This is a genomic window from Pseudomonas sp. 3JA, assembly GCF_036961705.1.
In the GTDB taxonomy this organism is placed as follows: Bacteria; Pseudomonadota; Gammaproteobacteria; order Pseudomonadales; family Pseudomonadaceae; genus Aquipseudomonas; species Aquipseudomonas fluorescens_Q.
Window position 1 is genome coordinate 16,684 of record NZ_JBAMDJ010000025.1, and the last position, 12,141, is coordinate 28,824.

11 protein-coding genes are annotated in these 12,141 nt (G+C 60.3%); 2 read left to right on the top strand and 9 right to left on the bottom strand.

The annotated features are described in order from the left end of the window. Positions 1-16: 16 nt before the first annotated feature. The gene (locus tag V7773_RS19325; RefSeq protein WP_063325204.1) at positions 17-433 is read right to left on the bottom strand and encodes a flagellar basal body-associated protein FliL; all 417 of its coding nucleotides are present in this window, start codon (positions 431-433) and stop codon (positions 17-19) included. 150 nt (positions 434-583) lie between these two features. Here V7773_RS19325 and V7773_RS19330 point away from each other — a divergent pair, with 150 nt between their 5' ends. Next, a complete protein-coding gene (locus tag V7773_RS19330) occupies positions 584-1,561 on the top strand; it encodes an NADPH:quinone oxidoreductase family protein (protein WP_336074575.1) in 978 nt (325 codons plus the stop codon). 50 nt (positions 1,562-1,611) lie between these two features. Here V7773_RS19330 and V7773_RS19335 read toward each other — a convergent pair whose 3' ends face one another. Then, on the bottom strand, positions 1,612-2,199 hold the full coding sequence (locus V7773_RS19335) for an energy transducer TonB (RefSeq protein ID WP_336074631.1): 588 nt from the start codon (positions 2,197-2,199) through the stop codon (positions 1,612-1,614). Between the two features lie 340 nt (positions 2,200-2,539). Between V7773_RS19335 and glpT the strand changes: the two genes are divergently transcribed. Then, on the top strand, positions 2,540-3,889 hold the full coding sequence (gene glpT, locus V7773_RS19340; RefSeq protein WP_336074576.1) for a glycerol-3-phosphate transporter: 1,350 nt from the start codon (positions 2,540-2,542) through the stop codon (positions 3,887-3,889). On the opposite strand, the gene V7773_RS19345 is transcribed toward glpT, so the two are convergent. The 7 genes from V7773_RS19345 to V7773_RS19375 all read right to left on the bottom strand — a co-directional run bounded on the left by V7773_RS19345 (position 3,865) and on the right by V7773_RS19375 (position 12,090). Beyond that, positions 3,865-4,533 carry a gamma-glutamylcyclotransferase gene (locus V7773_RS19345; RefSeq protein WP_063323863.1) on the bottom strand — a complete coding sequence of 223 codons (669 nt, stop codon included), beginning with the start codon at positions 4,531-4,533 and terminating at the stop codon, positions 3,865-3,867. The genes glpT and V7773_RS19345 overlap by 25 nt on opposite strands. A gap of 291 nt (positions 4,534-4,824) precedes the next feature. Next, a complete protein-coding gene (locus V7773_RS19350; RefSeq protein ID WP_092149175.1) occupies positions 4,825-5,793 on the bottom strand; it encodes a CDP-6-deoxy-delta-3,4-glucoseen reductase in 969 nt (322 codons plus the stop codon). Further along, positions 5,793-7,259 carry a 4-hydroxy-3-polyprenylbenzoate decarboxylase gene (ubiD, locus tag V7773_RS19355; RefSeq protein WP_336074580.1) on the bottom strand — a complete coding sequence of 489 codons (1,467 nt, stop codon included), beginning with the start codon at positions 7,257-7,259 and terminating at the stop codon, positions 5,793-5,795. The genes V7773_RS19350 and ubiD overlap by 1 nt, the downstream gene beginning before the upstream one ends. 79 nt (positions 7,260-7,338) lie before the next feature. Then, a complete protein-coding gene (locus V7773_RS19360; RefSeq protein WP_336074582.1) occupies positions 7,339-9,294 on the bottom strand; it encodes an acyltransferase family protein in 1,956 nt (651 codons plus the stop codon). Between the two features lie 136 nt (positions 9,295-9,430). After that, the gene (gene rho / locus V7773_RS19365) at positions 9,431-10,690 is read right to left on the bottom strand and encodes a transcription termination factor Rho (RefSeq protein WP_003206716.1); all 1,260 of its coding nucleotides are present in this window, start codon (positions 10,688-10,690) and stop codon (positions 9,431-9,433) included. 241 nt (positions 10,691-10,931) lie between these two features. Continuing rightward, on the bottom strand, positions 10,932-11,261 hold the full coding sequence (gene trxA, locus V7773_RS19370; protein ID WP_092221303.1) for a thioredoxin TrxA: 330 nt from the start codon (positions 11,259-11,261) through the stop codon (positions 10,932-10,934). Between the two features lie 121 nt (positions 11,262-11,382). Further along, entirely contained in the window at positions 11,383-12,090 is a 708-nt protein-coding gene (locus tag V7773_RS19375; RefSeq protein ID WP_092149182.1) for a FadR/GntR family transcriptional regulator, read from the bottom strand. Positions 12,091-12,141 lie beyond the last annotated feature (51 nt).

Sequence of the window (12,141 nt, forward strand, 5' to 3'; positions counted from 1 at the left end):
CTGCGATCGAGCCGGTTTACTGAATGATCAGGTTGTTGAACAACAGGTCATCGACCATCGGCTTGCCGGTTTCGTCGTTCATCACCTGCTGGGTCTGCTTCAACGCTTCCTGACGCAGCTTTTCCTTGGCCTCAAGGTTGTTCATCGTCTCGGTGGTCTGCTGGGCGAACAGCGCCACCAACTGGTTGCGAATCAACGGCTCATTGGCCTTGACCGCCGCTGCTGCGGCATCTCCTGTCACGCGCAGGGCCACATCGGCCTTGTAGACCCTCAACTTCGCCGAACCGTCGAGCCCATAGTTGCCGACAAAGGGCGGGCTGAGGGTGATGTAGCTGACCTTCGGCGCCTCACCCTCCTTCGCTTCCTTGCCCTCTTCGGCCATAGCTGCCACAGGCAACGACAGGGCCAGCATCAACATGATCCACGCTTTCACAATTGATTCCTCATCCGGTTTGCGGCCCAGCATACCGCCCCGCCGTTCAAGCACAAGCTTATAGCCGGCTATCAGGGCAGGGCATGCTCGTTGACCCGTTCTCTCTCACACCTACACTTATCGGCCATCACTCCCAAAGGAATAGCCCTGATGAAAGCCGTGCTGTGCAAAGAATTCGGCCCCGCCGAATCGCTGGTGCTGGAAGACGTCGCCAGCCCCATCGCCAAGAAGAACGAAGTGCTGCTGGACGTGCATGCCGCCGGGGTGAACTTCCCTGACACGCTGATCATCGAGGGCAAATACCAATTCAAGCCACCCTTCCCGTTCTCCCCCGGCGGCGAAGCGGCGGGCGTCGTCAGCGACGTGGGAGAGAAAGTCAGCCACTTGAAGGTCGGCGACCGGGTGATGGCGCTGACTGGCTGGGGCAGCTTTGCCGAACAGGTGGCGGTACCTGGCTACAACGTGTTGCCGATCCCTGCGTCCATGGACTTCAACACCGCCGCCGCCTTCAGCATGACGTATGGCACCTCGATGCATGCCCTCAAGCAACGGGCCAACCTGCAAGCCGGCGAAACCCTGCTGGTGCTCGGCGCATCCGGTGGTGTCGGTCTGGCGGCGGTGGAGATCGGCAAGGCCATGGGCGCCCGGGTGATCGCCGCTGCCAGCAGCGCCGAAAAACTCGCCGTGGCGAAGGCGGCCGGCGCCGACGAATTGATCAACTACAACGAAACCAGCCTGAAGGATGAAATCAAGCGCCTCACCGACGGCCAGGGTGCCGATGTGATCTACGATCCGGTGGGTGGCGACCTGTTCGACCAGGCCATCCGCGCCATCGCCTGGAACGGCCGGTTGCTGGTGGTGGGCTTTGCCAGCGGACGCATCCCCGAGTTACCGGTGAACCTGGCCCTGCTCAAGGGCGCCGCCGTGTTGGGCGTGTTCTGGGGTTCCTTCGCCCAGCGCCAGCCCCAGGACAACGCCGCCAACTTCCAGCAATTGTTCGGTTGGTTCGCCGAAGGCAAGCTCAAGCCGCTGGTGTCGCAGGTGTACCCGCTGAGCAATGCGGCGCAGGCGATCAATGACCTGGGGCAGCGCAAGGCGGTGGGGAAGGTGGTTGTGCAGGTGCGTTGAATGCGTCAAAGCGGTCAGGACCTCAAGCGCCGGACCGCTATTGAGCCGCACTAAAGCAACTCGCGAATCTCCTGCGGCAGCATCCGCACATACCGTGCCGCAGGAAAACTCCCGCAACGCTGCACGATCGTAGGCAGGAGCCTGTTGAAACGGGCGATCAAGGCCAAACGCTCCACATCCGACATCTGCTTCACAAAAAACACATTGGACAAGTAACTGCGGGTGTAACGGAACGGGAGCAAATCCTCTACCCACAGCTGTCCCCTGGCATGCGAATTGATGACCGAGCATTTCCAGGTCTTGATCCACTTGTTGGCATCCAGTGGCAAGCCATCCAGGCGGAACTCGAAGGGCGCTACGACGTGCGTCTGCGCCGGATGCTCGTGGTCCACCGTCCACGGCCTGAAGCGCCATTGCCTCACGGCCTTCCGTGCGGCCTCGGCGAAATCCGGATGATCGCTGCGCAGGATCGCGACTTCATCGACACGACCATCGGCATGCACCGTGAAGCCGACCCGGACCACACCCACGACGCCCTTCCGGTGCAGGGCCGTCGGGTAGTCCGGCTTGGGATTGTGCTCGGGCACCAACAACACATCCGTCGCCCCGCTCGTAGCGGACAAGCACAACAACAGCATCACGACACACCACCTCATGCCCTCACCCCTCACCTGAATGCCAGACTTGGCAAAGACATAGAGGGTAGAGGCCGCGGCCTTGGGGCTGAATAGCGAGACTTCCCATTTGGGTGAAGGACCTTTCCCACTGTCCTGCCCCCTTGCCACCGATGCACCGCGTGAAAAAAGCCTGTGGCGACATTTCCTACAACAGCTTTCGCCAATACCTGAGCGACATGTTCGTTTAAGAACATTCGATCAGAAAAATTTCGCTGTTTAAACGATAAGAACCAATGCTATTTTCGGTAACGAAACTGTAACATTCGCATCCGCAGTCATAACAAGAACCTGGAGCCCTTGAATGTTTGCCTTCTTTCGCCCTGCCGCCCATCAGGCGTCCCTGCCTGAAGAAAAAATAGACAGCACCTACCGACGCCTGCGCTGGCAGATCTTCGCCGGCATCTTCATTGGCTACGCCGGCTATTACCTGTTGCGCAAGAACTTCTCCCTGGCCATGCCGTACCTGATCGACGAAGGTTACACCCGTGGTCAGTTGGGCCTGGCCATGTCGGCCATCGCCATCGCCTATGGGCTGTCGAAGTTCCTGATGGGCCTGGTGTCCGACCGGTCCAACCCGCGTTACTTCCTGCCCTTCGGCTTGCTGGTCTCGGCGGGGGTGATGTTCGTGTTCGGTTTCGCGCCTTGGGCAACGTCAAGCGTGACCATGATGTTCATCCTGCTGTTCATCAACGGCTGGGCCCAAGGCATGGGCTGGCCACCCAGCGGACGGACCATGGTGCATTGGTGGTCGCAGAAAGAACGCGGCGGCGTGGTGTCAGTGTGGAACGTGGCGCACAACGTCGGCGGCGGCCTGATCGGCCCGTTGTTCCTGCTAGGGATGGGCTGGTTCAATGACTGGCACGCGGCGTTCTATGTGCCGGCTGCTGTAGCGCTTGCTGTCGCCGTGTTCGCCTTCGTGACCATGCGCGATACCCCACAATCGGTGGGCCTGCCGCCGATCGAGAAATACAAGAACGACTACCCGGAAGGCTACGACGCCAGTCACGAGAACGAATTCAGCGCCAAGGAAATCTTCGTCAAATACGTGCTGCGCAACAAAATGCTCTGGTACATCGCCATGGCCAACGTGTTTGTCTACCTGCTGCGCTACGGCGTGCTGGACTGGGCGCCGACCTACCTCAAGGAAGCCAAGGGCTTCACGGTGGACAAGAGCTCCTGGGCCTATTTTTTCTACGAGTGGGCGGGCATTCCCGGCACGCTGCTGTGCGGCTGGATGTCGGACAAGATCTTCCGCGGCAACCGTGGCCTGACCGGCATGGTGTTCATGGCCCTGGTGACCGTAGCGACGCTGGTGTACTGGCTGAACCCGGCCGGCAACCCGACCGTCGACATGATCGCCCTGGTTTCCATCGGTTTCCTGATCTACGGCCCGGTGATGCTGATCGGTTTGCAGGCACTGGAACTGGCACCGAAGAAGGCCGCCGGTACCGCCGCAGGCTTCACCGGCTTGTTTGGTTACCTGGGTGGCTCGGTCGCGGCCAGTGCCGCCATGGGTTACACCGTGGACCATTTTGGCTGGGACGGCGGTTTTGTGTTGTTGATCGGTGCTTGCCTGCTGGCGATGGCCTTCCTCGCGCCAACCCTGTGGCACAAGCAAATCGCCAGTCAGAGCCGCGAAGCGGTCGCCTGATCCAGCGCTGATTTACAGCGCTTGAGCCGCGCCTCCAGGTTCCGGTCTGGCATGGCGTGGCTGCGCAGGGCGTGGATGGTCTGCTCGACATAATCGCGAGTGGTGCCATAACGCCCACAGGCGCTTTCAAATACCTGGCTCAGCACATGGTCCGGCAGGTTGCCGGCATAGCTGGGCAGGTGTCGCTCCAGTACAAACCCCAAGGCTTGCACCCGGCTGCCATCCTCGAGACGGCAGCTGAGCCAATGCGGGCGATAGGACGGGACCGGCATCTCGCGCTGCCACAGGGCAAACAGCGAATCTTCGAGATTCTCCTCCGGCAATCGGTAGGCGAAACCGCTGCACGAGCCGCCGCGATCCAGCCCGAACACCAGCCCCGGCAACTCCGGTGTACCGCGATGCTCGTGGGACCACAGGTACAAACCGCGATGGTAACCATGGACCCGGCCGCGCATCCGCTCCACCGCCGTGCATTCGGGCCGCCAGATCAATGAACCGTATGCGAACAGCCAGACCGGACCGCCCTGGTGGAGACTCATGGTCAATTGCATCGAGGCGAGCAATTGCTCACGGGTCAGTTGCGGGCCCAGGTCGAGCCTTGGCGGGTACAAGGCACAGGTAATGGCGGATTCGATAGCGGTCATGGCCGGTAGCGTAGGGCTCCTCGCAATTCATGAAGCTGGATGGTGCGCCGTCATGACACTGACGCTTGGCAGAACCAAGGCAAATTAGATGCCATGAATGCTCGGGGCGCTGGCATATACCATAGCGGCATCTGGCTTATGGGTTAAATATCGAATAGGTATATCGGGCGATATATGACCCGTGGCGAGGGAGCTTGCTCCCGCTGGGCTGCGAAGCAGCCCTAAAAAACTTGCGGTCGCTGCGCAACCGAGCGGGAGCAAGCTCCCTCGCCACGGGATTCGGGTGAGTTTTTAAGTACGTGGCGCATAGGCGAAGACATCCGCGCGCATTTGATGGGCGTCCATTCCGGCTTCGACCAGTGCATCGAGCGTGGCGTAGATCATGGCCGGCGAGCCGCTGGCGTAGACGTGCACGCCGGATAGATCGCTGATGTCCTCGCATACAGCTTCATGGAGCATGCCGCAGCGCCCTTCCCAGCCGCACAAGTCGCTGACGACTTTGTGCAGGAACAGGTTCGGCAGTTTTTTCCATTCGTCCCAGTGCTCGATTTCATAGAAATCTTCCGGCCGCCGCACGCCCCAATACAGGTGCACCGGGTGCTTGAAACCCGCCGCCCGGCAATGCTCGATCAGGCTGTGCATCTGCGCCATGCCGGTTCCGGCGGCGATCAGTACCAACGGGCCATCGGGCAGTTCGGACAAATGCGTGTCGCCAAAAGGCATCTCGATGCGCACGCTGGGGTTGCGCCGCAGCTGCTCCAGCAGGGCTTGCGCACTGCTTTCGCGCACCAACACGTGCAATTGCAGCTCGCGCCCCGAATGCGGCGCCGAGGCCAGGGAGAAGGCCGATTTTTCGCCGTTTTCCCGTTCGATCATCAGGTACTGCCCGGCGTGATAGCGCGGCGGCTTGCCGGCCGGCGCACGCAGGCGCACTCGCCAGACATCGCCCCCCACGTCGGCGCACTCGACCACCTGGCACGCCAGGTTGCGTACCGGTAGCTCACCCGGCGACAGCACGCCATCCCACAACACCACGCAGTCCTCCAGCGGCTCGGCGATGCAGGTGAAGATCTCACCGTGATCGCGCACCTCGCCCGCCTGTTCCACACGGCCCTCCACCAACAACGCGCCGCAGACGTGGCAGTTGCCGTTACGGCAACTTTGCGGGCATTCATAGCCCAGGCGCCGCGCGCCATCGAGAATCCGCTCGGCGGGCCGGATCTCCAGCACCGCCCCGGAAGGCTGCAAGGTTACACGCATCAATCTATTCCTAACTGATTCCAGATGGCATCGATCCGTTGGGTAACGGCTTCATCCTTGACGATAACCCGGCCCCACTCACGAGTGGTTTCACCGGGCCATTTGTGCGTGGCATCGAGCCCCATCTTCGACCCCAGGCCGGACACTGGCGAGGCGAAGTCGAGGTAGTCGATCGGCGTATTCTCGATCATCACCGTGTCGCGCTTGGGGTCCATGCGCGTGGTAATAGCCCAGATCACGTCGTTCCAGTCCCGTGCGTTGATATCGTCGTCGGTGACGATAACGAACTTGGTGTACATGAACTGTCGCAAAAACGACCAGACCCCCAGCATGACCCGCTTGGCGTGCCCCGGATACGACTTCTTCATGGTCACCACGGCCATGCGATACGAACAGCCTTCCGGGGGCAAATAGAAATCGGTGATTTCCGGAAACTGCTTTTGCAGGATAGGCACGAACACTTCGTTCAGCGCCACGCCGAGAATGGCCGGCTCATCGGGCGGACGGCCGGTATAGGTGCTGTGGTAAATCGGCTTGATCCGATGGGTGATGCGCTCGACGGTGAACACCGGAAAGCTGTCGACTTCGTTGTAGTAACCGGTGTGGTCGCCGTACGGCCCTTCATCGGCCATTTCGCCAGGATGGATCACCCCTTCAAGGATGATCTCGGCGGTGGCCGGCACTTGCAGGTCGTTGCCGCGGCACTTCACCAGCTCGGTGCGGTTGCCGCGCAACAGGCCGGCGAACGCATATTCGGAAAGGCTGTCGGGCACGGGCGTGACCGCGCCGAGGATGGTCGCCGGGTCCGCGCCCAGGGCCACCGACACCGGGAATGGCTGGCCGGGGTGTTTTTCACACCACTCACGGTAGTCCAGTGCTCCGCCCCGATGGCTCAGCCAGCGCATGATGACCTTGTTGCGACCAATTACCTGCTGACGATAGATGCCCAGGTTCTGGCGATCCTTGTTCGGGCCCTTGGTGACGGTCAGGCCCCAGGTGATCAGTGGCCCTACGTCGCCCGGCCAGCAGGTCTGCACAGGGAGCATGGCCAGGTCGACATCCTCGCCCTCGATCACCACTTCCTGACAGATAGCGTCCTTGACGACTTTCGGCGCCATGGAAATGATCTTGCGGAAAATCGGCAGCTTGGACCAAGCGTCCTTCAGGCCTTTCGGCGGCTCGGGTTCCTTGAGGAACGCCAGCAGCTTGCCGATTTCGCGCAGTTCGCTGACCGCTTCGGCGCCCATGCCCAGCGCCACGCGCTCCGGCGTGCCGAACAGGTTGCCCAGCACCGGAATGTCGTAGCCCGTGGGGTTTTCGAACAACAACGCCGGGCCTTTGGCCCGAAGCGTGCGGTCGCAGACCTCCGTCATCTCCAGCACTGGAGAGATGGGAATCTGGATGCGTTTCAACTCGCCGCGCTGCTCCAGTTGCTGCACGAAATCCCGAAGATCCTTGAATTTCATTGAGATGCCACCCCGAAAATAGGCGTACATCCTACCTGCTCTAACGCCCAAACAGCAGCCCGTGCGTGCGCAGCAGCGATCAATTGTCGGTTGTACCCACCAGCACCGGCGCAAACAATGGGCTCAGCCGGGCACTGCCGATGTCAGACAGATGATCCTCGTCCTTGTATTGCATATACCCACCAACCACGATGCTGCAGACTTGGCCCGCACACATCAGCGGGGTAGGGTCGATGACATGCACGCCGGGGTCGGCGGCGCTCATCGAGTCGAACAACCCACTCAGGAAACGCTGGCGGGACAAGTGCTCCTGAAGCGGGCGCCCCAAGCCCTCGGTCGAACGCCCGACCCGGGCCAGGCTCACCAACCGGCTGACAAGGCCCTTGTGCTGCAACGGTACCTCCTTGAACAACCAGACTTGCGCGCCTGCTGCCCTTATCGCTGCCACTCGCGCCTTGAGCGCCGCGGCCAGACGTGTTTCGGCCTCGGCGGTATTGTCGCGAGGGTTGAGCAACAACTCTTTATCACCGTTCTCACGACCGTAGACATAAAGACTCCAGTTGGACGCGAGCACCACGTCGCTGATCTGCAGGCGACGAACCTGATCCATGGTCCGTTCGTTAAAGTCCTTGCATCGCTGTCGGGGGGCGTCGCTCAGGATCGGCGGGCAACCGCTCAAGCTGTAGAGCCATACCGGGCGCCCTTCGGGGGCAGCACCGGTTTCAATCGCCGGCAACAATGCGGCGGCATGACTGTCGCCCCAAAACAGTTGAGTCGCCGACGCCTCTTTGTTCCTGCCGATCAAGCACGCCTTGTCCAGGTTCTTGTCCGAATTCGCTAACATGCATTTCATTTGCCCGGCCCGCCACTCTCGCGCCTGAGCATATTCCAGGGCCTTGCCCGTAAGGCGCTGGGGAAAACCATCGGCCGAGCGCACCACTAACCCCGTCACCGCCAGGGCAACCATCGCCAGCAAACCGGCGGCAAGCATCGGCTTGCGTGCGGCCAGCACACGCTTTTCACGAAACGGAAGCTCGACGAAACGCCAGCTCAACCAGGCCAGGCCCAGCGCCAGCAGAATCCAGCCCGCCGCCTCCCAAGCCTGGATACCGTCGATCGAAATGGCATTGGCATAGACGTAGACCGGCCAATGCCACAGATAAAAGGAATAGGACAGCAGGCCAACCCAGACGAGTACCCTGGCACTGAGTGCCTGAGCCACCCAAGTCGATCCCTGGGCACCGGACCAGATCAGCGCAGTGGTGCCAAGCACCGGCAGCAAGGCGGCCCAACCCGGAAATCGAGTGGCCTTGTCAAAAGTGAAAACCGCCACCAGGACAGCAGCCAGCCCGGCCGCACCCGCGAGCTGACAGAGCCATGGCCTCACCGGCTGTTTCGATGCAGGCCACACCGCGAGCATTGCGCCGCATAACAATTCCCAGGCCCGTGTCGGCAGCGAAAAGAAGACGAAGTCAGGCTTGCGGTCGATAGAGGCGACATTCAGTCCTAAAGAAACCAGCAGCACGGCAAACAGCATCCAGCGCCAATGGCGAACGTGGCGCATCAACAACACCATCAGCAGCGGAAAGAAGATGTAGTACTGCTCTTCAACCGCCAGGGACCAGGTGTGGAGCAAAGGCTTGAGGTCCGACGCGGGCTCGAAGTAACCGTCCTCACGCATGAACAAGATATTGGAAATGAACAGCGCCTGATAACGAACCGCCCTACCCAGCTCCGAAAAATCCTTGGCCGTCAGCAGCAACCAGCCCAGGACCAGCGTTGCCACCAGCACCACGCTCAAGGCCGGAATGATGCGCCGGGCACGGCGCGCCCAAAAATCGACGAAGCTGAAACGCTGCGCACTGATCTCGCGAAACAGGATGCTGGTTATCAAGTAACCGGAAATGACGAAAAAAACGTCAACACCGACAAAGCCACCACTGAATGTGCTGAAGCCGAAGTGAAACAGCACCACAGGAATAACGGCCAGGGCCCTCAAACCGTCGATGTCACGGCGGCTGCCGAACGTATGCATAACGATCCTTGTCGTTTTACAAGATGATGCAAGCACGGACATTACCGGCTTGGGAAAGTTGTCTTTTTTGATACAAAGCCACGAAAAAAAAAGGGCGCCCCTGTTCGGGGCGTCCTTTTTTGAAACGTGCTGGGTGTTACTTGCGTTTCATCGACAGGAAGAACTCGTCGTTGGTCTTGGTCGTCTTCAGCTTGTCGACCAGGAACTCGATGGCGGCGACTTCATCCATCGGATGCAGCAGCTTGCGCAGGATCCACATGCGCTGCAATTCGTCATCGGCGGTCAGCAACTCTTCGCGGCGCGTGCCGGAACGGTTGATGTTGATGGCCGGGAAGACACGTTTCTCGGCGATACGACGATCCAGAGGCAGCTCCATGTTGCCGGTGCCCTTGAATTCCTCGTAGATCACTTCGTCCATCTTCGAGCCGGTTTCAACCAGCGCGGTGGCGATGATGGTCAGCGAACCGCCTTCCTCGATGTTTCGCGCGGCACCGAAGAAACGCTTCGGTTTTTCCAGCGCGTGGGCATCGACACCACCGGTCAGCACCTTGCCAGAGCTCGGGATGACGGTGTTGTAGGCACGGGCCAGACGAGTGATGGAGTCCAGCAGGATCACCACGTCCTTCTTGTGTTCGACCAGGCGCTTGGCCTTCTCGATCACCATTTCGGCAACCTGCACGTGGCGGGTCGGCGGCTCGTCGAACGTCGAGGCGACCACTTCGCCGCGCACGGTGCGCTGCATCTCGGTCACTTCTTCCGGACGCTCGTCGATCAGCAGCACGATCAGATGAACTTCAGGGTTGTTACGGGCGATGTTGGCCGCGATGTTCTGCAGCATGATCGTCTTGCCCGCTTTCGGCGGCGCCACGATCAAGCCACGCTGGCCTTTGCCGATGGGTGCGCACAGGTCGATGACTCGACCGGTGAGGTCTTCGGTGGAACCGTTGCCGGCTTCCATCTTCATGCGCACGGTCGGGAATAGCGGGGTCAGGTTCTCGAAGAGAATCTTGTTCTTCGCGTTTTCCGGACGGTCGAAGTTGATCGTGTCGACCTTGAGCAGCGCGAAGTAACGCTCGCCTTCCTTCGGAGGGCGGATCTTGCCAACGATGGTGTCACCGGTGCGCAAGTTGAAGCGACGGATCTGGCTCGGCGAGACGTAGATATCGTCCGGGCCGGCGAGATAGGAAGCGTCTGCGGAGCGAAGGAAGCCGAAGCCGTCCTGGAGAATCTCCAGCACGCCATCACCGGAGATTTCCTCGCCGCTTTTCGCGTGCTTCTTGAGCAGGGAGAAAATCACGTCCTGCTTGCGCGAACGGGCCATATTTTCTATGCCCATCTGTTCGGCCAATTCGAGCAGTTCGGTAATCGGCTTTTGCTTGAGTTCAGTCAGATTCATATAGGAATGACGTAATCATTTATGGAGGGGGGAAATTAAGCTTTTGGCTTAATGAGGCCGCGCCGCGGAGAAGGCGACAGGATCGCGTACTTATTCGAAAGGAGAGCGTCGGCGACGGCTTGCAGGGGGCAATGGAGAAACCAGTGCGGGGCCGAATGTACCACCTGGGTTTGCAAGCGTCTAGCCCCGAATAACGAAAAAGCCCCGCGATTTGCGGGGCTTTTTCAGTGGCATTCGGCGCTTAGATGTTGGCGTCGAGGAAAGCAGCCAGTTGCGACTTCGACAGCGCACCCACTTTGGTGGCTTCGACGTTGCCGTTCTTGAACAGCATCAGGGTCGGGATACCACGCACGCCGTGCTTGGCCGGAGTCTCCTGGTTTTCGTCGATGTTCAGCTTGGCAACGGTCAGCTTGCCTTCATAAGTGGTAGCGATTTCGTCCAGGACCGGGGCGATCATTTTGCACGGACCGCACCACTCTGCCCAATAGTCGACCAGTACCGGGCCTTCGGCCTTGAGTACTTCTTCGTCGAAGTTATCGTCGGTAACGTGTTTGATCAGATCGCTGCTCATGGAAATCTCCGGGGTTGTCAGCAAAAAAACGTGGCCCATGATAGCGGCCCTTCCGGGGTTCAGGAAGCCGCAGTTGATTGAGTCTCGCTATGACGAAAGACGTATTTGGGTATGGCTCAACTCACGAAGCGACGGGGGCGACGAAGGCAATCCCGGTACGCAACGCCGCGTTACGTACATGTTCCTGCATGGCTTTTTGCGCAGCGCCCGAAGCGCGGCGAGCCAAGGCGCGGAGGATCTTGCGATGCTCCTGCCACGTTTCCATCGCCCGCTCCGCCCTGATGAACGGTAGTTTCTGGCTTTCCAGGAAGATCTCGGCGCTGGCGGTGAGAATGCTCAGCATCGCCTGATTACCGCTGGCCAGCAGGATGCGCCGATGAAATTCGAAATCCAGCCGCGCGGCGGCGTCGAAGTCGCCGATCTTCAATTCCCGTCGCATGGCTTCGACATTGTCTTGCAGCATGTCCAGCTCATCGGCGCTGAGCGTCACCGCCGCCAACCCCGCCGCGAAACCCTCCAGGGCGTAGCGCAACTGGAAGATATCCACTGGCGAGGCCTGGGCCGCGAACGGCCAGCCCGGCGCCGATTCGCTGCGTGGAGCCTCTACCGGTGCCTGCACGAAGACCCCTTTGCCCGGCTGCACGCTGATCATGCCCAGGGCACTGAGGGATGACAGCGCTTCGCGCAGCGACGCCCGACTCACCCCCAATTGCAGCGCCAGGTCCCGTTGCGACGGCAGCGCATCGCCCGGGCCGAAGCCTTCATCGACGATCAGTTTGCGGATGGCTTGCAGGGCCACTTCAGGAACGGCGCGAGCGATGGAATTCATGATTTTTTAGACGAACCGGGCCAGTGAGCGGCTAGTTGTAAAGCTATTCGC